Origin of the sequence: Pedobacter cryoconitis, from assembly GCF_014207135.1 — a bacterium.
In the GTDB taxonomy this organism is placed as follows: Bacteria; Bacteroidota; Bacteroidia; order Sphingobacteriales; family Sphingobacteriaceae; genus Pedobacter; species Pedobacter cryoconitis_D.
Map to the genome: position 1 here is coordinate 202,473 of NZ_JACHCC010000007.1, position 22,252 is coordinate 224,724.

Sequence of the window (22,252 nt, forward strand, 5' to 3'; positions counted from 1 at the left end):
GACTGGAAAACCAGCCTCCCATAAGGTTATTGTTTAATTTTTAATTAGCAGATAACTGTAGTACACTTAATTGGAGGTGTGTGGTGATCATCTGTTGCTTCTGTGTGAGTTGGCTCTGACTGATGACCAAGACCACCTGATAAACGCATCGCAACTTCGCTGTCAATACTAGTTACAAAACTCTCTAACTGAAGGTCTTCAAGATTTAACTTGATTTTTTCTGATTGATTTTTCATGGATTATAGTTTTTAAATGTTGATGAAATTTATACCAGTTATACTGGGGCAGTATTCATCTCGTAAATTAGTATTTGCCTAAATGATTACGGGTTTTGGCTTTCCCCCGGTTGCAACAATGCTAAGATAGTTATTTGCAACTATGTTGCAAACTATTGAAGAGAAAAATTTAAATAAATATTCAGGCCCCGGAAAACCGGAGAGAATTATCATTTTCGAGCTATGAAAACTGGCAGATGAAAGGGGGATAAAGTGCTATTTTATTCGGGTTTTGTTCGGGTTTTGTTCGGACTTGGTTCGAAGATCCTTCGAACGGAGCTGAATGAAATATGAATGAAGTTTGAATAGAGGATGTGCTTTTTTCAAATCAAGTGACTGGTTAATACACGGGGAATAACCGCAATATTAAATCAGTCAGAATGAAATCTAAGCAACAGGTTCCTGTATCGCTGCAGCACTGACTTTTTTAACCTCCCATGGAGATTGTTTGAGAATCATTTTCTCTTTAACCAGCGGATCTTTTGCTTTCTTCTTTTTGAACTTTTTACCGTACCATACCAGGAAGCCGGTAATGGGCAGGCTTGCCGAAATAAGACTGGCTAAAAAGGCAATAATCTTACCTGGAATACCCAGAATAGCTCCAACATGGATGTCGTAGTTCATCCTTCTGAGTTTATCGGCCGCACTGATATCCTCATATTTTCCAAGCAGTGGAGAACTGCCGGTGATGGGTTTCATACTATACTGATCAAAAGCATATTTATCTGCTTTATAAAGTGTACCTGCTCTCAGATAAACAACAAAACCCAGTGCATCCGAAGCTTTGGAAGGTAAAGTGATGAACATTCCGGCTGCCTGATCGGTGGTAGCCAGTCTGCTGTAGATCCTGTCAATGTTTTTGGGTTCGAAGTCTGCTGTCGATGTAGTATCTGAGACTATTTTAGCCTGTGTAGCCAGTGTTCTACCTCCTGAGGTTACCCAGTACAACGATTTACTATACCATTTGTAGGCATAGACAAGGCCGGTTAAAGAGATAATCAATAAGACCAGCATCACATAAAAACCTGCAACTTTATGCAGATCATAGTTTACTCTTTTAAAACTGGCACGCCATTTAATCTTAAAACTCTGATCTTTTACAGACTTAATCCATTTTTTTGGCCACCACATAATAAGCCCCGAAATCAGTATTACTACAAAAGTAAGTACACCGATACCCACTACTGTCCCGCCAATATCTTTAGGAAGCCATAATGTACGATGTCCGTTCAGGATAAACCTAAAAAAATCGGGACTACTTTTTTTGCTGGTTTTTTCAATATAAATAACCTTTGCCGTATAGGGATTCAAGTAAACGACAGTACTGGTGCCTTTCTTACGGTTTCTTGAAGTTACTGTGGCTGATTCATTCTTCTGACCATAACGTACCGAGGTAGGTTTCAATTTACCCATTTCAGGCCGGGCACTTTCAATGAGTTGTGTAGGCAGCAGGAAAGCTTTTTCCTGAGGGGCTACAAACTGCCAGGGCTGATAGATGCTCCTGATCTCATTCTCAAAAACATAAATACATCCTGTTATACTTACAATAAAGACGATCAGGCCTGAACCCAGCCCGAGCCACAAGTGTAACCATGCATTGATTTTTTTGAAAGTCGCCATCGAATCCAGTCTTTTTATTTAGAATGATTTAAAGTAAAGACCGCAAAGTAAATGATATTATTTTAAGATTCCTAGTCCTGTGTGTAATCATTCTAAATAAAATAAGCCTTTTAGCAGGTTTTATAGATGACCTTAAATGGTGATGTAGAACATAGGTTTAATTCATAGTCTTTATAAGAAATATTATTATTATATTCAGTCTGACTGTAGTGAATCTGGAAATGTTATTAGAATACATTGATTAAGGTCACATTTTACGATGATACTTAGCATGCATTGGACCGGGATAATCAATAACCTTTGTATCGGCCGTATAAATGGATGAAATATCTTTTAGCCGATAATTAAAATTTTTATGAATAGATATCTACTTATACTCGTTTTCACTTTTAGCACTTTTTTCAATGCCTACGCACAGGAGGCTGTAAAAAAAGACTCAACTACCAAAGCAAAGATCACTATGAAAGGGCTGTTTCAGGCCCGGTACCTTTTCAGCGGAAATAAAAATATTGATTTAAATGGTTTACAGCACCCTGATGGTAAGGCTGTTTATAATGATTTTGATATTAAAAGGGCAAGGCTGCAGTTTACCTCCAAAATATCTGACCGTACTGATGTTGTTTTACTGCTTAACCTGGCTGATTTTAAAAGTGATCCCAAAAATAAAGTACTGGAAAATGCTTATATCACTTATAGGGTAGATGATTATGTCAATCTGAAAATGGGACAGTTCAGGCCTGCTTTTGGTTTGGAAGATATGTACCCGGTTGATGTGATTAAATCTATGGATTATTCAAATCAGTATACTGCTTTTGGTAATAACGGCTGGCAAAGTTTCCAGATCGGAGCAAGTATTTACGGGGCCACACATGGAGAGATCCCTGTAAAATATGAGTTCTCCATCGTGAACGGAAACGGCAGGAACCAGGTGATGGATAGCGATAACGGAAAACATTTTTCCTCAAGGGTCGAATTTGGTCTGCAAAAAAGCATGAATATAAAATTAGGTCTGAATGGCGGGTTAGCGACTGTGAATGGTGATGGCGTATATGCCACTGGGATAGATTTGTCAGGAGTTATTCCTCTGGGGAAAAAATGGTCGCTGGAGATAGAAACAGAATACAAACAGGGAGATAACCATGTACTTTATTTCGGATTGGATTCTGCAAAACGTGTTGGTGCTTTGAACAAATACCAGATGAGGGGAGTCTATATTTTACCAAATCTGAGATATGCAATCAATTACCATCGTTTAAGTTCACTGGAAATATCCTGCAGGTATGAAAATTTCAATAATGATTACCGGCACGCTGAAACTGCTAATCCCAGACAAACCTGGACGCCAATGATCAGTGCCGAATTCCTGAAAGCCTATAGTGCAAGAATTCAGATTGGTGTTAATATCGATCGCTACAAGAGAAATATCCCTGCAACTACACAGTATAATAATTCATTGTTTATCGTCCAGGTCCAATCAAGATTATAAAAACAATCCCCATGAAGACTACAACTGCTCCGGCGGCGGCATTGCCTCCAACAAAAGAAATTCAACCGATACCACTATTGATCACTGTGTTAATCGGGCTGGTTATCTGGTTTATTCCTGCTCCGGAAGGAGTGAAGCCCGAGGCCTGGCATCTGCTGGCTATCTTTTTGGCTACTATTATAGGGATTATTCTCAAGGCTGCGAGTATGGGTACACTTTGTATGATCGCAATTGCCTTAACCGCATTAACAGGAGTTCTGGCTCCTGGTAACCCCGGGAAATCAATTACCCTTGCTTTAAGAAGTTTCGGGGATAAGGTGATCTGGCTGATCGGAATTAGTTTTTTTATCGCCCGTGGTTTCATTAAAACAGGCCTGGGAAGCCGGATAGCTTATATTTTTATCAAGTTGTTTGGTAAAAGTTCTCTTGGGCTGGCTTATAGTCTTGGGGCTGCCGATTTAATGCTGGCCCCGGCTATCCCAAGTAATACGGCGAGAGGCGGAGGAATTATCTACCCGATTATGAAGTCTATGGCGATGAGCCTGGGTTCCATGCCGGACAAAGAGGAAACCCACCGCAAAGTTGGCGCTTACCTGACATTGAACAGTTATTATATGAACCTGATTGCTTCGGCGATGTTCCTGACTGGAACAGCAAGTAATCCGATGTGTCAGAAGTTTGCAGCGGACATGGGAATTCATATCAGCTGGATGTCCTGGTTCTGGGCTGCGATTGTACCTGGTCTGGCTTCTGTCATTCTTATCCCTTATTTATTATACAAAGTTTTCCCTCCTGAGCTGAAGAAAACGACTGAAGCTCCTGCTATGGCCATAGCGAAACTGAAAGAGATGGGTAAAATCACTAAGAATGAATGGCTGATGTTAATGGCATTCCTGATTTTACTGGTATTATGGGTAACTGGTGATCTTTTTAAAATTGATGCCACTACCACAGCATTCATCGGGCTTTCCATTTTACTGCTGACCCAGGTGCTGACATGGGAAGATGTTAAAGCTGAAAAAGGGGCATGGGATACTATCGTATGGTTTGCTACGCTGGTGATGATGGCAGGATCATTGAATGAACTGGGTTTTATCCCCTGGTTTGGACATTTAATCCAGGCACAGCTGTTAGGTATGTCGTGGACACTGGCCTTTCCGATTATCATTATCGTTTATTTTTTAAGTCATTACCTGTTTGCCAGTGCAACTGCTCATGTCGCAGCTATGTATGCTGCTTTACTGGCCGTTGGTATTGCGATGGGTGTGCCACCTTTATTACTGGCACTGATGCTTGGTTTTACGGGTTCCCTGTTTGGTACTATAACACATTATGCGCATGGCCCTGCACCCGTATTTTTTGGAAGCGGGTATGTGGATATTAAACAATGGTGGACGATGGGACTGATCATCGGGGTTGCTTTACTTGCGATCTGGATGGGACTGGGTGGTCTTTGGTGGAAAATTACCGGAGTTTATTAACTATTAAAACAAAGTGAAATGACTATGAACTTTCTTAAAAGTACTTTATCCCGGAAAAACCTGATGGCCCTGACCGGATTATTCCTTTGTTTTTTCCTGGTCATCCATTTACTGGGGAACCTGCAACTGTTATTGCCGGCTGACCGGGCAGCAGAAAGTTTTAATTACTATTCCAATTTGTTGTCGGGTAATATCTTTATTAAGATAATCTCTTATGTACTCTATTTTTCGCTGATAGCACATGCTGCGGATGCCTTGTATATTACCCTGAGAAACAAAAGAACAACGGTAAAATATGCTTATGATAATCGTAAACAGGCCAGTAAATGGTATTCCAGGAATATGGGGATTCTGGGGACGATCTTACTGATTTTCCTGGTCATCCATTTCAAGGATTTCTGGTATGTCTACAAATTTGGGGTGATACCTTATGATAAAAATGGAAACAAGGATCTGTATGTGATCGTTGTCCATGCTTTCAAATCCTGGTGGTATGTACTTATATACATCCTGTCGATGTTTGCCTTAGGATTTCATCTTTTACATGGTTTTAAAAGTGCGGTCAGAACACTGGGATTATACCATCCCGGATATGCTGCCTTTGTGCAAAAATTTGGAATGATCTATAGTTATGTGATTACAATAGGTTTCGCTGTCATTCCTGTATATGTTCATCTTACTCAATTCGGATTATGGAATTAGATGCTAAAATACCTGAAGGTCCACTGGAAAAAAAGTGGAGCAATTATAAGGCTCAGGCTAAACTGGTCAATCCTGCGAACCGGAAAAAATTACCTGTTATTGTCGTTGGTACCGGTCTTGCAGGCTCATCTGCAGCGGCTTCGCTTGCAGAACAGGGATATCCTGTATATTCCTTTTGTTTCCAGGATTCTGCCCGTCGGGCGCACTCTGTTGCTGCCCAGGGGGGAGTCAATGCGGCTAAAAATTATCAGAATGACGGTGACTCTGTCTACCGCATGTTTTATGATACCTTGAAAGGAGGTGACTTCAGGGCACGTGAAGCCAATGTTTACCGTTTGGCTGAATGTTCTCTTAACCTGATCGATCAGGCGGTAGCTCAGGGGGTACCCTTTGCCAGAGAATATGGAGGATACCTGAGTAACCGGTCTTTTGGCGGGGTTCAGGTTAGCCGTACTTTTTACGCAAGGGGACAAACCGGACAACAATTATTGTTGGGGGCTTATCAGGCCCTGATGAGACAGGTGGCAGCTGGTAAAGTGGATTTATATAGCAGGCATGAAATGCTTGACCTGGTAGTTATTGATGGAAAAGCAAAGGGGATTATTGCCAGAAACCTGGATACTGGTGCTATTGAAAGATTTGCTGCTGAAGCCGTAGTGATTGCTACTGGTGGATTTGGTAAAATCTATTACTTATCTACGCTGGCTATGGGTTGTAACGGATCTGCCATCTGGCGGGCACATAAAAGAGGTGCGCTGATGGCTTGCCCGAGCTGGACGCAGATTCATCCTACCTGTTTACCACAGGCAGGAGATTACCAGTCGAAATTAACCCTGATGTCCGAATCACTGAGGAACGACGGCAGGATATGGGTTCCGAAATTGGCTAACGAAGAAAGACAGGCCAATGATATTCCTGAAGAAGAAAGGGATTATTATCTGGAAAGGCGTTACCCTTCCTTCGGGAACCTTGCGCCAAGGGATATTTCCTCGAGAGCAGCAAAGGAAAGAATTGATGCAGGTTTTGGCGTGGGGGCACAACGGAATGCTGTTTATCTTGATTTTTCTAAAGCGATTCAGGAACAGGGAAAAGATAAGGTGAAAGAGAAATATGGTAATCTCTTTTCTATGTATAAAAAGATAACTGCTGATGATGCTTATACTGCCCCTATGAAAATATCTCCGGCAGCGCATTTTTCTATGGGCGGGTTATGGGTAGACTATGAACTGATGACAACTATTCCTGGTTTGTTCGCGATAGGAGAAGCCAATTTTGGTGATCATGGAGCAAACAGGCTGGGTGCAAATTCTTTATTGCAAGCCTGCGTAGATGGTTATTTTATTTTGCCCTATACTCTGGCTAATTATCTGTCCGGCGAGTTGAAGAAGGAGAGATTAACCATACACCATCCGCAGTTTGAGCTGGTGGAGAAGGAGGTGACCGGACAGCTCGAACGATTGTGTCAGATCAACGGGACAAAAACCACGGATTATTTTCATAAACAGCTGGGAAAATTACTCTATGATCAATGCGGTTTATCCCGTTCGGAAGCTGGACTGAAAGCAGCGATTAAAGGTATCCAGGTGCTAAGGGAAGAGTTTTATAAAGACTTGATTGTGCCTGGTACCCAGGGAGAAATTAACGCGGAGCTGGAGAAAGCTGGCAGAGTAGCTGATTACCTTGAAATCGCAGAACTGATGTGTAATGATGCACTGAGCAGAAAAGAATCCTGTGGAGCACATTTCAGGGAAGAGTACCAGACTGCTGAAGGTGAAGCACTAAGGGATGATGAGAATTACTGTTATGTATCTGCCTGGGAATGGAAAGGTGAAAATACGGCACCTGTACTACATCCCGAACCGCTGGTATTCGAGTTTATTAAATTATCAGTTAGAAGTTATAGTTAGGAATTATGAGGGTACATCTTAAAATATGGCGTCAGAAAGATGCGGGAACAGCAGGTAAACTGATGGATTATGAACTCGATAATGTAGATAATCATATGTCTTTTCTTGAGATGATGGATACGCTTAATGAACAGCTGATCCTGAAAGGGGAGATGCCGGTTGAGTTTGACCATGATTGCAGAGAAGGGATTTGCGGAACCTGCGGGATGATGATTAACGGTCAGGCACATGGGCCTGTTCCGGGTTTAACTGCGTGTCAGTTGCATATGAGGGAGTTTGAGGATGGAGCTACGATTTATGTCGAGCCATTCCGGGCAGCTGCTTTTCCGGTGAAAAGAGATCTTAAAGTAGACCGCTCTGCATTTGACCGGATTATACAGGCTGGAGGATTTATTACCGCATCTACCGGACAACCTGCCGAAGCAAATACAATTCTGATTACTCATGAAACCGCCGAATCTGCTTTTGATTCTGCAGCATGTATTGGCTGTGGCGCTTGTGTGGCTACCTGTAAAAATTCGAGCGCAGCTTTGTTTACTTCGGCTAAGATTGCTCATCTGGCAAAAATTCCGCAAGGAGAAAAAGAAGCAGCCAAAAGAGTGTTGAAAATGGTATCCCGTATGGATGAAGAGGGTTTTGGGCATTGCAGTAATACCGAAGCCTGTGAGGTAGAATGTCCACAGGGGATATCTGTGCTGAATATAGCCAGGATGAACTGGGAGTATACAAAAGCGAACTTACTGAAAGATTAAAATATATTTTTATTTGCTGTAGCGTTTCCATATCCCCTTACGTTTTACTGTTATTAGGTTAAAATTTGAATACCGGAAGCGGGGAGGGTTATGCCTTTGCTTAATGAGATTTCAGGGGTGTGTTTTGTTGCTTACCTACAGAAATGTTTTATAAGGTTTTGAATTTTTAGGTAGATGGGATTACCGCACACAAATGGGTACAATTGCCTCTCAGTCGTCAAGACGGAGAGGCATTGTTTTTTTATCAGGCTTTTACCAGAATACTGTATATAAGGCAACGATGATGCCGCAGACTATCAGTGCACCAACTGCAAAAGTCTGGGTAGTTTTGAACATACTTCTGTCTACTTCAAGTCCTTTTGGATTGATGCCATTCCTGTTTTCCATTTTACTGATAATGAACATGGCAATGACGCAGATCATAAAGACAAAACCCATACGGTCAATAAAAGGGATCTCATATAACATAGTGCCATCTTTTTGTGGCGCCAGTTTAGAAAAACCATAAGCATTCAGCCATTGCAGATTAGTGAATGTAGGTAATACTTTGAAAAATACAGAAAGGATGAAACCCCCGATGGTAGCGAAAAGAGCTGCATTGGAAGTCGTTCTTTTCCAGAAGAATCCGAGCAGGAACATGGCGAAAATACCAGGAGAGACGAAACCTGTATATTCCTGGATGAACTGGAATCCTCCTTTTTTATCAATCCCCAGTTGTGGAGCAATAATAATGGCAAGAACCATGGCTACTATGACAGTAATTCTTCCAATGATGACCTGCCTGTTTTCATCGGCCTCTTTATTGATGATTTTCTTGTAAACATCAAGGGTGAATATTGTTGCAATACTATTTGCTTTTCCCGCTAATGAAGCTACGATCGCTGCAGTAAGCGCAGCAAAAGATAAGCCTTTCAGACCGGCAGGTAAAAGGTTAAGTAGCACCGGGTAAGCAGAATCGGCATTTAGAGAGCCATCTTTTAGCATTGTTTTATGGAAGTCGCCATAACCTTCCTTGTATAACACATAGGCTGCAATACCTGGTAAAACGACAATAATTGGCATCAGTAATTTCAGGAATGCAGCAAAGAGTAAACCACTTCTGGCTGTCTTCAGATCAGCACCCAAAGCTCTTTGTGTAATATATTGATTACAACCCCAATAATTCAGGTTAACGATCCACATACCACCGATCAGAACCGATAATCCCGGCAGGTCCATGTAATGTGCATTCTCTTTATGGAAGATCATATGAAAGTGATCTGTAGCTTTTTCTTTAATCAGCGCAAGCCCGTTGACTACACCTGTGGTCCCAAAGTGTGTCGCTACGAGTTCGAGTGCCAGATAGGTCGTAGCAAGACCGCCAAGGATCAGAAAAAATACCTGGATTACATCTGTATAGCCGATTACCTTCATCCCGCCAAGCGTGATAATGACAGCAAAAACAGATAAGACATACATACAGGCCGTGATATTAATGCCCGAAATACTGTTAATGGCGAGAGCTCCAAGATAAAGGATGGAAGTCAGGTTAACCACTACGTAAAGCAGCAGCCAGAAAATTGCCATAATCATGGCTACAGTGCTGTTATACCGCTGACCGAGAAACTGGGGCATGGTATAGATCTTATTTTTGATGTATACCGGGATAAAAAATACAGCTACAATAATCAGCGTTGCTGCAGCCAGCCATTCATAACTGGCAATAGCAAGCCCCATCGAGAAGCCGGATCCACTCATCCCGATAAACTGCTCGGCAGAGATATTGGAAGCAATCAGCGAAGCGCCGATAGCCCACCAGGTCAGTGAATCTTTGGCCAGGAAGAAATCTTTTGAATTTTCTTTTTGTGCTTGTTTTTTGCGGTAAACTGTCCAGCCGTATAAGGCTACAATGAGGAAGTAAACGAGGAAAACGACGTAGTCGTAAGTGCCTAATGAGTTCATAAGTTTAGTTGACATGAATCGGGTTCAGCTGAACCTTTATATTCATTTTCCTTTTTTCAGGGGTGGTTTATAATTGGTTATCGAAAACTAATTTAGGATAATAATTTTATTATGCAATTTATTGTATGGTTTGAGAGCTAATTATTTAGGACATTTGTGCTATGGATAACGGAATATCAAAAGCGGAACGTACCCGGCAGTTTATTATTGAAACCACAGCAGGAATTTTTAATACCAAAGGGTATGCAGGTACCTCGTTGTCTGATCTGACGGAAGCAACCCAACTGACCAAAGGGAGTATTTACGGGAACTTCGAAAATAAAGAAGACGTAGCCTTAGCGGTGTTTGATTACAATCTGTCCAGGGTAAGACTCGCGATTGCAAACCGGATGCAGTTATCCACCAGTTATCACGATAAACTAATGGTTTATGCACAGGTTTATCATAGCTTTAGCGGAGAAGCTTTTCCTCCGGGAGGATGTCCGATTCTGAATACTGCGATCGAAGCAGATGATACCAATACGCTCTTAAAAGAAAGAGCTGAGAGAGCTGTATCAGAATGGAAAAATAATATTAAAAGCCTGATTCAGGCAGGAATTAAAAGCGGTGAGTTCAGCGCTGGTACAGAGGTTGATCGTCTGGCTTATTCTATAGTTGCTTTAATTGAAGGGGGGATAATGATTGCTAAAATTACAGGGGATCATGCCAACCTGGACAAAGTACTGAAAACGGTAGAACTACTGATTGTTCAGCTTAAAGCATAAAAAAGCCGGAATTGAATTATCAATTCCGGCTTTTTAGCGGGTTATATTTTATAGTGATTTGAAAACCACGATTCCATTGTGGCCACCAAAACCAAAAGTATTACTCATTGTATTTTTAACTTTTGCAGATACCGCCTCTTTAATCACAATATTTAAATGTGAAGGAATGGCAGGATCAAGTTCGTCTGTATTAATTGTCGGCGGAATAACACTGTCTCTCATAGAGAGCAGACAGATAATAGCTTCAATTGCACCGGCTGCACCCAGTAAATGGCCAGTCATAGATTTTGTTGCACTAATTAACAGGTTATTTTTATCTGTTCCCAGCAGATTGGTTACTGCCTTGGTTTCAGAAAGATCTCCAACTGGTGTTGAAGTAGCATGTGTATTTAAATAGTTAATATCATGTATGCTCAAACCAGCTTCTTCCAGTGCTAATTTCATCGCATGAGAAGCGCCCAAACCTTCAGGATGTGTTGCCGTCATATGATAAGCATCAGCTGTCATTGCTGCACCACCAATTTCACCATAGATAGTCGCACCGCGTTTTACAGCATGCTCATATTCTTCCAGTACTAATGCACCGGCACCTTCGCCCATGACAAAACCATCACGTTTAACATCAAATGGTTTTGAAGCTGTTTCAGGAGTATCGTTTTGTGCAGACATAGCTTTCATTGCACAGAAACCACCAACTGATGAAGCTGAGATTGGTGCCTCAGATCCGCCGGTAACTATAATTTTTGCTTTGCCCATACGGATATAGGTAAAGGCATCCATAATTGCTGTGTTTGAAGTAGCACAGGCAGATACAGTAGTATAATTAATACCCATGTAACCATTACGGATGGAAATCATTCCTGATGCCATGTTTGCAATCAGTTTTGGAACGAAAAAAGGGCTGTAACGTGGTGTACCATTACCTAGCGCAAACTCTGCAGATTGCTGCTCGAAGGTATCCATTCCACCCTGGCCTGATCCCCAGATTACACCCACATCAAAAGGGTTCATTTTTTCAAATTCAAAACCCGAATCTTTGATCGCTTCATCAGATGCCACCAATGCGTATTGAGTAAAACGGTCTGTTCTTTTAATATCTGACCGGTCTAAGTATTTTGTAACGTCATAATCCTTGAGTTCACAAGCAAATTGCGTGCGGAAAAGGGAAGCATCGAAACGGGTAATTTTTGCTGCTCCGCTTTTACCTGCTACGGTATTGCTCCAGAAAGTATTTACATCATTTCCTAAAGGGGTTAAAGCCCCGATCCCTGTGATAACAACTCTTTTTAACATATGCATTTATATAAATTAATGATTGATCATTGCCTTACAGCACTGATTAACTCTCACAAAAGTAAGATTATATTTAATACCCAATGGTATAAAACTGTGTCACATACACAGATTCTCCATTCTGACGCGAAAATACAAATATTAAAATCAAATTAATTTGTTTGTGAAGGTTTTTAGCTGAAACATTTTAGATACTCTCTGAATTTAACTTGTAAATGTTAAACAGGGTCTGAAATTTAATTGACGAAATACGCTGAGTCTATATTATATTTGAACATTAAAATATTTAAAGATAATGTCAGATCAGAAAAAAGAAATATTCGACAGTGTTGCTCAGCGACTCAAAATTGAAGGTTTTAACGTAGTTAATCGTGATGAGACCCGTCCATGGGGTGGTTTTTTTGTTATTGATGAAGCTCAAGCACAACAGTTTGCCAATGTTTATTTTGACGGACTAAATGTTGAAGAACTGAAAATTTCAGGAAAATTAAGCCCTAAAATATTAATTGTAGCTCCAGATACGCGTTTATCATGGCAGTATCACCATCGCCGTGCAGAAATATGGAGAGTAGTGAGTGGTACTGTTGGCGTGATTACCAGTGATACTGATGAACAGGGCGAAGTTAAACAACTGGCACCTGAACAGACTATCAAATTGAAACAAGGAGAAAGACACCGTCTGGTAGGTTTGGATGACTGGGGAATTGTTTCTGAAATCTGGCAGCATACTGATCCTTCCAATCCGTCTGATGAATCTGATATCGTTCGTGTATCAGACGATTTCGGCAGATAAATTATATTGCAGCCTGTACTTCACCGGATTCGAAGTACAGGCTTTTTATTTTCTCCTTTCTTTCTGAATTTTATCGTTGTATAACATCAAATTTATATTCAGGATATTCCGCGTCAAATCCCTTTTCTTTTCCCTACTTTTGTGCCGCAAACATCCGGCTGGATGTATTTTGCGTTAGTATACCCAATCCAATATGATCATTTTAATATTTTTTCTGCTGCACTGGTTTCTTTCACTTTTTTCACAAACCTTCTTTCTGCATCGTTATGCTTCTCATAAGATGTTTAAAATGAATACTTTCTGGGAAAAGTTTTTCTATACCATTACATTTTTGTCACAAGGGTCTTCTTTTCTGAACCCAAGGGCCTATGCGATACTACATCGTATGCATCATGCCTTCAGTGACACTGAAAAAGATCCGCATTCTCCACATTTTGTGAAAGATGTATGGGGGATGATGATCCAGACTAAAAATATTTATCTGAATTATGCCAAATATAATGAAGAGCCTGAAGAGCAGTTCCGTGATAAATATCCATCATGGCCGCTGATTGATAAAATTGGTGATTCATGGATTACACGAATGGTGTTTATCAGTTTTTATGTCTGGTTTTATGTAACCTTCGCTACTGCATGGTGGATGTTTTTATTGTTACCAATACATTTCCTGATGGGACCTTTACATGGGGCTATTGTAAACTGGTGCGGACATAAATATGGTTATTCAAATCACGATAATAATGATCATAGTAAAAATTCTCTTCCACTGGATTTCCTGATGATGGGTGAATTATTTCAGAATAATCATCATAAAAAACCTAATAACCCAAACTTCGCCTCTAAATGGTTTGAATTTGATCCAACCTATCCGCTGATGAAAGTCATGCACTGGTTGCATATTATCAGAATCAGAAAAACCTAAATTTAAACAAGCTTTAAAAATATTTTTCTTTTGGTTAGGAGATTGGCTCGTTTTTAGCAACAGTATATATTAGAAGATTATTCCGATATTACCCGCTACCAGTACTAATTTGAAAATACAGACAAGTCTCCTTTTATTTATAGCGCTAAACCTGTTTCTACAGCTGAAATCAAATGCACAGAGCCAGGTTAAATTACTTGGGGTTGTTCTTGATACAACAAAGACAGGTATTCCTGATGCACACGTCCGGCTGATTGCAGGCCGGGATACTTTAACCGGTAACACAGAATCTTCTGGTAAATTTCATTTTTCCGGGCTTAAATATGGTACTGTAACATTGCTGGTCAGAGGAATAGGCTATCAGCCTTATGAGACTAGCTTTGTGCTGAAAGAAGGGGAGGGACCGGAACAAATCTTACCTGTGATTGTCTTAAAATCATCTGTATTTCAATTAAAGGAAGTGGTAATCAAAGGTGCTGTGGTCCCAATGAAGGTCAAACAGGATACTGTTGAATTTAATGCTGAGGCTTATACCGTTCGTGACAATGACAGGGTAGAAGATTTGCTGAAGCAATTGCCCGGTGTAGAGATCGATAAAGATGGTAATGTGGTTTCGGCAGGTAAAACATTGACTAAAATACGGGTAAACGGGAAGGATTTCTTTACGAGCAATGTAAAGGAATTCATTTCGCAGTTGCCGGCTGGAGTAGTCTCTAAAATTCAGTTTATCGACGATTATGGGGATAAGGCCAATTTTACAGGAATTAAAACCGGAGAACCCCAGAAGATGCTAAACCTGGTGCTCAAATCGGATCGCAACGAAGCACAATTTGGTTCTGCAAATGCGAGTGCGGGAACTAATGACAGGTACGCCCTGAACCTCAATGGCTATTTATGGAGGGGTTCCAAACAGATTGGTCTAAATGCAGGGGCCAGTAATACCAATACTGGTGCGGGAATTAATACCAACTCGAATTTGGGAGTCAATTATAGGAATAAGGTTGGTAAAGATTGGATGTTTGGCGGAAGTTATGACTATGGTTACAGCAAGAATGAGAGTGTGCAGCAAAGTTATATGGAGACGGTAAACTCAATGGGGACTATTTATAATAATTCGTCAAACAATAATTCTTCCAGGGGTAATAATCATAATTTTGATCTTAACCTCGAATCTGTTAATCAGGAGAACTTCATCCGAGGAGGAATCCGTGGGGCCCTGCAGGGAACTAACAGTATTTCTGCAACGGATGCTATACAGTCCGGGGCAATCCGGCAGGATCTGAATACGCAACGGATAAGTAAACAGAAATCGCCAAACCTGAATGTCGATTTCACGATTGCACGTAAACTTAAAAAAACAGGTAGAAACTTTTCGGTAAGCCTATATGGTGGTACGGGAAATGCCAGCCAGAATAATGATCTTAACAATCAGATCAGGTACTATGATCCTGAGACCGGCAATGCGGTCAAAGATTCTTTGCTGCATCAGCTGGTTGATAACCGTAACCGGACTACTAACCTGTCGGCGAATCTGAGCTATACCGAACCATTAGGCCGTAAAAATGATACCCTGGTCAGAAGAAGTATAGATGTCACTTATTTGTTTTCGCTAAATCATATTCATAATGATCTGGATACTAAAAATATTGATCAGACGGGTGTTGTCAGTAGTGTGGATTCTTTAAGTAACAGCTATAGCTCTTCCTTTAGTAAACATATTTTTGGTTTGAATTACCGGTATGAAAGTAAAAAACTTCATTATACGCTGGGAATTACAGCCCAGCCTAACTTGCTGACTGGTGCATATGAAGGGAGGACAGATCGGATTTACAAGGCAGGGTTTAATATAGCACCGGTGGCCCGTTTTGTTTATACTACATCTTCCAGAAATCATTTTAGTGGTTTTTATGCCGGAAATAGTGTTGATCCTAATTTTAATCAGTTACAGCCTGTCAGGGATACCCGGAACCTTCAGAATATCATTGTAGGAAACCCCGAGTTAAGAGCCGCATTTAATCATATGCTGAACTTTAGTTATACGCGTAGCGGGGTAGAGACCGGCAGTACATTCCAGGTTGGGTTAAGGGGTAATTTAGTACAGGATCAGGTGGTATCCAATACCATTCTTGTACCTGACGTATTAGACAGCCGGAAACAGGAAACTCACTTTCTGAATACGAACGGCAATTATAGTTTTGGCAGTAATTACTACTGGACACTACCGGTCGGCCAGAAGAAGTATATACTGGAGGCAACAGGTGGAGTGAATTATAGTCATCGGATATCTTTTACTGAGCAGATGAAGAATATAGGGAAAGGTATTAACCTGAATCAGCGGATCGGGGCCAGAATGAACAGAAAATGGATCATGTTGTATACCAGTGCCAGCTATAATTATAATAATAACGTATACTCTATACCGGGCTCCAATGCAAATACTATTCAAAACTGGGTATTCAGTATGGACAGCCGGGTTTATCTGTTTAAGAGTCTGATCCTTGGATTTAATGCAGGGAAAACTGTCAATCAGGGTTATTCACTGGCTACGACCAACCCTCTTCTAATTAACGCTTCTGTAGAAAAAACTTTTTTTAAGGATAAACGCGCCAGTCTGAAACTGGAAGGGAATGACCTGTTAAACCAGGGGAACAACCTGAGCAGATCTGTTACCGATAATTCGGTTACAGAAAGCAGGACTAATCAGGTTACCCGGTATCTGTTACTGAGTTTTACCTGGCGGTTGCAGAGTTTTGCAGGTGTGGATTAATCTGTTTCCGGAGGTATAAAAAAAGAGGTTGATCATTTTTTTATAAATGATCCAACCTCTTTTTTTGACTATGATCAGAATTGATGGTTATTGGTTCTGATAATGATAATCTGTGTGTTTGATGATATTCCGGTTATTATCTTTGATATTGATCAAACGCTGCAATCCGTCATATTCGTAATATGTTGTCATATTCTTACTGTCCGTAGAGCTTGTCATACCTACCAGCGGATCATAAGTATATGTTGTCATTTGTGCGTTTGAAGGATAGAAACAAACATCATCAATCTGACCTGCAGGAATACTGATACTATAGGTACTAGCAGCTACGTTTACTGGTGAAGTCTGTAAGGACCAGGTGTTATCTGAAGCTGATTTTAACCAATAGGTAAGTATATAGCTACCTGCATCCAATCCGCTCAGGGCTTTTGAATATCCACCTGTATAACTGTAATGACCTGTTTTACTATCATTCACAGTGCTGTTTCCATTGCCATTTTCAAAGCTATCATAGAAAATGTCCTGATTTTTGGCATTATTGGCCTGGGCTACCAGGTAAGTGCCATTATAGTCCCATTGGTATGCACTATGGGCTCCTCCGGTTTTTGATTGTTCTAAAAGATTACCACTTGCATCATAAGCGTAAAATTGCTCCCTTGCTTCCAATGAAGTAGTACCTGTCTGCACGTTGATTTGCTGAGGACGGACGATATTAGAAGAGAAGGCCTGGTAATCAGTTTTGATTTTTTCTGTCTGAGTTCCATCGACAGTCGTTGTGACGTCAACTTTAGAAGCAATGACATTTTTATCCTGCATATAAGCTATTGCTTTATCTGTCGCTGGCAAATTATTCTCAGCTGTAGCATAACACTGAGTAAATTGAGATACACAAGTGTTGTAAAGGGATGCCAGTTGTTTAACTGAACTCGTATAAACGGCTTCATACTGGTCATAACCTGTGCGGTCCTGTTTACCAACAGCCGCCCATTGATCCTGATCTTTTTGCTGGTTTAATGCCAGTAACTGCTGATTAAAAGAGGTAACACAGCTTTGCAGGTTACAACTTGCCTGGTAGTTATAATCCAGTGGGTATTTTATAGTTTGTATCTTAATTTTCTGATCACTGTTTTTTGTTGTAATCCTGGTTGGGAGCATGTGGGCATAATTGTCATAATTATAATCAATCTCGGAGGATACCGGATTTTGACCATTGAGATCAAAATTCGTAGTGACGGTTGAACTTAATAGTGGTCTTACAACATGGTAGTAATAGGGTAGTATATGAAAATAATTCATAAAAGATTGTCCAAATATCGGACAGCCAAAACTGTAATTTGATGGTGAGTCTCCGCCGGTTATTTCATTTGGCATTCTATAATTACCAGTGCGGCTGGCTAATTCCTGAAAATTAAAATCAGTATAAGCAGCATAAAATTTGATACTGTCCCTACCCGGAGTATCACCTGCAAAATCGTTGACATTGTTATAGGTATTGGTAACCTGGTTGATTAATACCGGACTACCATTGCTGTCATTTTTATAGATCTTTTTATCCAGCAATTGTGAACGGATAAGGTCTCTGTCCAAACGGAAAAATGGAAACCAGTGATCAACAAAATCTCTTGCAGTATTAAAGGTGTACACGGTTTTACCTGATGTGGTATTGTTGTTGCCAGTCATTACCTCTTCTACTTCCTGATAAGAAACCGAACTGTTAGAACTACCACCTACCGGAATACTGATTCCTTCACCATATATCTTGCTCCGGTCTCCCATACCGTAATGGTAAAAAGAGGTGCCGGTTATACTGGTCGCATTTGATTGTAGAAGGTATTGGCTTTTTGTTAGTGCACTTAACATGTAACCTATATTTCCCTGGTAAACTTCAGAGTTAAAATAAGGTTTAGTGTAATTATAAGTTTTAGTCAGGGTACTGCCTTTCCCATCATTGTGTTGTATCTGACGTATGCGTAATCCGCCAGCAAGAACTGTTTTAAGCGCTGGCAGGGTGGTAGCGTTATAAGGATAGGATTCTATAACTGATGCATTTAATCTGTAATATGGCGTTTGGTTATAGTTGCTGATCAGACCGGGGGTAGGAAAATATAATCTGTATTGATGTGTAACATCCAAAGTATACGTGTCTTTAGCATCATAGGTCTTTGAATCGTTAAAATGACCGAGATTTAGTGCAGCAACCAATTGGTTTAGCGTAATATCATATAGATAGAGTAGTGCTAAACTAGATGTACAACTACCAGAATGGCAATATACACTAGCTGTAAAAGTCATTACAACATTAGGCGTTTTTGGCTGGAAGGTTAGTGATACGCCAGAGACCGGGTCATTAGGCACCATATCAAAATTAGTCATACCATGTACTGTAGGGGGAATATAGAGAACTGTATCGGTATTTACGGTTGTTGTGATTTGATTTGGCTCCATGGTGAAATTCGTATTACCCCCGGTTGGGTATGTTATTCCTGTCAATGACCCTTTCTTTGAATTTTCGGCATTTACCGCTCTTTTTTCCGGAGCAGGTACAAAGTCCTGAGGTGGTAAAACCCCATATGTTAATTTTACGTCACTTGGTGATTTGACTAGTAACATATCTGAGTTACCATTTCCATTATAAAACCCCCACAAATCCTGATCAAAAGTGAAATCGGGTGGAGCATCAGAAGAATAATAAGTGAATTTATAGGGGGGATTTGTCTTGGTAGCAACATTATTCACATAACCAGTTTCCATAATACTATCCAGTCTGGTACGGGTGCAATTTTGAAACTGGGACTGATAGATCTGCAATGATTTGATTTCGCTGGAGACATTATTTACGTTATTATAAATATCTATCTTATTTAACCTACTGGTCGTATTGTCATAGGTGAAATGGACCTTCCCATTAACACTGGTTATTTCCTTAAGCCTGGAGGTGTTAAGTGTATAGTCTGTGATCCCGTTACGTACAGTCATGCCTGCAGCACCAGGAGTAAATGTAATAGCTGAATAAACAGATTGTGCCGTATGTGTGTTGTAATTGACATGATTTGGTAAACCTGTTTCGTACACAAAAGAGATACTATCTGTTTTATCTGCAGAGATTATTTTTGTTAAATACCAGGCCGTCGGTGTTGTTCCCCGGTTAGGGTCAAAGAGGTATGAGGCAGGCAGGTAATAGTTGTCTCCAACATATTCAAAACGATAAGTATCCCCATTCGTGCCTGTAATTATACAAGGCTTTAGTATGATTTGGGGCCAGTCTATTTTAATTGGACTATAGGGTATTGTTACGGGCTTTGGAGTAACATCTGGTGCTATACGGTTCCTGAACAGGAATTTACCACCCTGATCTAAAAAATTATAATAAAAGATATCCGGTTCTCCATCCTGTTTTACGGCTCCATCAGTATAGATGTTGATTAGCCCATTTGCCAGACAATAGCTTTTTTGAGTAGAAGTGAAATAGGCTTCATTAGGATATATCATATTTAAATAGCCATTTTCTGATTCATCAGGTATATCTCTGATGACCCTTGAAATGGCGCCTCCTGCATTTAATGTCCAGCCAGCGCCCATCGTCACCGATTTATCACTTACTTTTATTCCTCCGGCATGATAGCTTAAGCTAATAGGGACCGATAGTTTTTTAGAGGTGAATGTGTACAAAGGGAGTGAAATATCAGGAACACCGGTGCTTAACGAAACGGGATAATCAATATACCTGCTCAATGCAGAAGCATTCGGAGTTGATGGGATAACTGTCTGCTCGAAGACTGGTAAGCTACCCTGTGCATGGCTTATCTTAACCAATAGCAGCAGCATAGCCAATAGTTTGACGGATCTGAGAAACGTAGATTTTGATTTCAATGGATTATATTTAATGGGTTTTCAATTTTGAAATTTCAAAGCATTAAATATTCATATCTTAAAGGAGGATTTTTGTTAACCTATTATACTTTTCTATCTCACTTGTCCTGATTAGTTGATCTTGAATATTAAACACAATTACGACCAACAATAAAAATTATCAAGCCTGGTATAAATATATATATACTTCATTTACAATAGGCAATATTAGATGAAAAAAAAGAGCCTGATCATAAATTAATTATGATCAGGCTCTTTTAAATATTATTTAGTACTGTGCTAGTCTGTTTTTGTTTTTGGTTTTGATCCGCTGAATCTGCGGTTACCACCACCACCCTGACCACCACCACCGGCAGTTCTTTTTGCGCCACTCAGGTTGGGTTTGTATTCGCCTCTTTCCTGACGGCCACCTCTTGAGGGTTTGCTTTTTCCTTTAACTTTTGCCGCTGCAGCTCCTGACATCAGGCTCTGCCAGCTCATGGCATAAGGATGATCTTCCTGTACAGGAATTTTAAGTGCAATCAGTTTCTCGATATCATCCAGATATTCTTTTTCTTCTCCGTCACAGAAAGAGAAGGAAACACCGCTGTTACCTGCACGGCCCGTACGGCCTATTCTGTGTACATAAGTTTCAGGAACATTAGGCAGTTCGTAATTGATTACATGTGTCAGTTCATCAACATCAATACCACGGGCAGCGATATCTGTAGCGACAAGGATACGGGTAGTTTTTGCTTTGAAATTAGTCAATGCGCGCTGTCTCGCATTTTGTGATTTATTACCGTGAATAGCCTCAGCTTTTACACCAACTTTAATCAGGTCTTTTACAATACGGTCTGCACCATGTTTGGTACGGGTGAAAACCAGTGCTGTTGTAATCGTTTTATCTTTTAAGATATGGATCAGCAGATTTTTTTTGTCGTTTTTATCTACGTAATAAATAGACTGCTCAATTTTTTCTGCTGTAGAAGATACTGGTGTTACCTCTACTTTTAACGGATCAGTTAAAATAGTATTGGCCAGTTTTTGAATTTCTGGTGGCATAGTAGCCGAGAAAAACAAAGTCTGTCTTTTTGCAGGTAATTTGGCAATGGTCTTTTTTACATCATGGATGAAACCCATGTCGAGCATTCTGTCTGCTTCATCCAGAACAAAGATTTCTACATCTTTAAGATTGATGAATCCCTGATTCATTAAGTCAAGCAATCTGCCTGGGGTAGCGATCAGGATATCTACACCACGATGTAAAGCATCAGTTTGTGCTTTCTGTCCAACACCACCAAAAATAACCAGGTGACGTAAAGAAAGGTTTTTACCATAAGCCTTGAAACTCTCTTCAATCTGGATTGCGAGTTCACGCGTTGGCGTAAGTACCAATGCACGGATTGGCCTTGGACCTTTGGTATTCTGATGTTCTTTATTCAGCAATTGTAGCATGGGAATTGCAAAAGCGGCTGTTTTACCAGTTCCGGTTTGCGCGCAGCCCAATAGGTCTCTGCTGGTTAATATAGTAGGGATAGATTGTTCTTGTATAGGGGTTGGGTTAGTATAACCCTCTGTTTGCAGCGCTTTTAAAATAGGCTCAATCAGATTTAATTCTTCGAATAACAATGTGTTTGAAATTTAATGTGTATAATAATGAGAAAACGTTAACAGTCAACAGGTGTTTAATTAATGAA

The 22,252-nt window shown here is 40.3% G+C and carries 15 protein-coding genes; 9 read left to right on the plus strand and 6 right to left on the minus strand.

Annotated features, from left to right (window positions below; all coding sequences use genetic code 11):
* Positions 1-44: 44 nt before the first annotated feature.
* Together HDF25_RS14360 and HDF25_RS14365 are read right to left on the minus strand one after the other, a co-directional pair.
* A complete protein-coding gene (locus tag HDF25_RS14360; protein WP_184625864.1) occupies positions 45-236 on the minus strand; it encodes a pinensin family lanthipeptide in 192 nt (63 codons plus the stop codon).
* Between the two features lie 426 nt (positions 237-662).
* Positions 663-1,895 carry a PepSY-associated TM helix domain-containing protein gene (locus tag HDF25_RS14365; RefSeq protein WP_184625866.1) on the minus strand — a complete coding sequence of 411 codons (1,233 nt, stop codon included), beginning with the start codon at positions 1,893-1,895 and terminating at the stop codon, positions 663-665.
* 355 nt (positions 1,896-2,250) lie between these two features.
* Between HDF25_RS14365 and HDF25_RS14370 the strand changes: the two genes are divergently transcribed.
* The 5 genes from HDF25_RS14370 to HDF25_RS14390 are packed head-to-tail and all read left to right on the plus strand — an operon-like array spanning position 2,251 to position 8,223.
* Positions 2,251-3,381, plus strand: a complete 1,131-nt coding sequence (locus HDF25_RS14370; protein ID WP_184625868.1) for a porin — start codon at positions 2,251-2,253, stop codon at positions 3,379-3,381.
* 11 nt (positions 3,382-3,392) lie between these two features.
* Positions 3,393-4,862 (plus strand): anion permease, encoded by a 1,470-nt coding sequence (locus HDF25_RS14375; protein WP_184625869.1) that lies wholly within the window; start codon positions 3,393-3,395, stop codon positions 4,860-4,862.
* Between the two features lie 24 nt (positions 4,863-4,886).
* The gene (locus HDF25_RS14380) at positions 4,887-5,564 is read left to right on the plus strand and encodes a succinate dehydrogenase cytochrome b subunit (RefSeq protein ID WP_184625871.1); all 678 of its coding nucleotides are present in this window, start codon (positions 4,887-4,889) and stop codon (positions 5,562-5,564) included.
* On the plus strand, positions 5,555-7,471 hold the full coding sequence (locus HDF25_RS14385) for a fumarate reductase/succinate dehydrogenase flavoprotein subunit (RefSeq protein WP_184625873.1): 1,917 nt from the start codon (positions 5,555-5,557) through the stop codon (positions 7,469-7,471). Before HDF25_RS14380 ends, HDF25_RS14385 begins: the two co-directional genes overlap by 10 nt.
* Positions 7,472-7,476: 5 nt before the next feature.
* The gene (locus tag HDF25_RS14390; protein WP_184625875.1) at positions 7,477-8,223 is read left to right on the plus strand and encodes a succinate dehydrogenase/fumarate reductase iron-sulfur subunit; all 747 of its coding nucleotides are present in this window, start codon (positions 7,477-7,479) and stop codon (positions 8,221-8,223) included.
* A 252-nt stretch (positions 8,224-8,475) separates the two neighbouring features.
* Here the strand turns inward: HDF25_RS14390 and HDF25_RS14395 are convergent, their stop codons facing one another.
* Entirely contained in the window at positions 8,476-10,164 is a 1,689-nt protein-coding gene (locus tag HDF25_RS14395) for a sodium/sugar symporter (RefSeq protein ID WP_184626193.1), read from the minus strand.
* A 161-nt stretch (positions 10,165-10,325) separates the two neighbouring features.
* Here HDF25_RS14395 and HDF25_RS14400 point away from each other — a divergent pair, with 161 nt between their 5' ends.
* Positions 10,326-10,928 carry a TetR/AcrR family transcriptional regulator gene (locus HDF25_RS14400; protein WP_184625877.1) on the plus strand — a complete coding sequence of 201 codons (603 nt, stop codon included), beginning with the start codon at positions 10,326-10,328 and terminating at the stop codon, positions 10,926-10,928.
* A gap of 48 nt (positions 10,929-10,976) precedes the next feature.
* On the opposite strand, the gene fabF is transcribed toward HDF25_RS14400, so the two are convergent.
* The gene (gene fabF, locus HDF25_RS14405) at positions 10,977-12,221 is read right to left on the minus strand and encodes a beta-ketoacyl-ACP synthase II (RefSeq protein ID WP_184625879.1); all 1,245 of its coding nucleotides are present in this window, start codon (positions 12,219-12,221) and stop codon (positions 10,977-10,979) included.
* A 295-nt stretch (positions 12,222-12,516) separates the two neighbouring features.
* Here fabF and HDF25_RS14410 point away from each other — a divergent pair, with 295 nt between their 5' ends.
* The 3 genes from HDF25_RS14410 (at position 12,517) to HDF25_RS14420 (ending at position 16,703) form a co-directional block, all read left to right on the plus strand.
* On the plus strand, positions 12,517-13,014 hold the full coding sequence (locus tag HDF25_RS14410; protein ID WP_184625882.1) for a phosphoheptose isomerase: 498 nt from the start codon (positions 12,517-12,519) through the stop codon (positions 13,012-13,014).
* A gap of 193 nt (positions 13,015-13,207) precedes the next feature.
* Complete coding sequence (locus tag HDF25_RS14415) at positions 13,208-13,936, plus strand: acyl-CoA desaturase (RefSeq protein WP_184625884.1); 729 nt, start codon at positions 13,208-13,210, stop codon at positions 13,934-13,936.
* Positions 13,937-14,045: 109 nt separating this feature from the next.
* Positions 14,046-16,703 (plus strand): outer membrane beta-barrel protein, encoded by a 2,658-nt coding sequence (locus tag HDF25_RS14420; RefSeq protein WP_184625886.1) that lies wholly within the window; start codon positions 14,046-14,048, stop codon positions 16,701-16,703.
* Between the two features lie 87 nt (positions 16,704-16,790).
* Here HDF25_RS14420 and HDF25_RS14425 read toward each other — a convergent pair whose 3' ends face one another.
* Entirely contained in the window at positions 16,791-20,573 is a 3,783-nt protein-coding gene (locus HDF25_RS14425; RefSeq protein WP_184625888.1) for a hypothetical protein, read from the minus strand.
* Between the two features lie 279 nt (positions 20,574-20,852).
* The gene (locus HDF25_RS14430; protein WP_184625890.1) at positions 20,853-22,184 is read right to left on the minus strand and encodes a DEAD/DEAH box helicase; all 1,332 of its coding nucleotides are present in this window, start codon (positions 22,182-22,184) and stop codon (positions 20,853-20,855) included.
* Positions 22,185-22,252 lie beyond the last annotated feature (68 nt).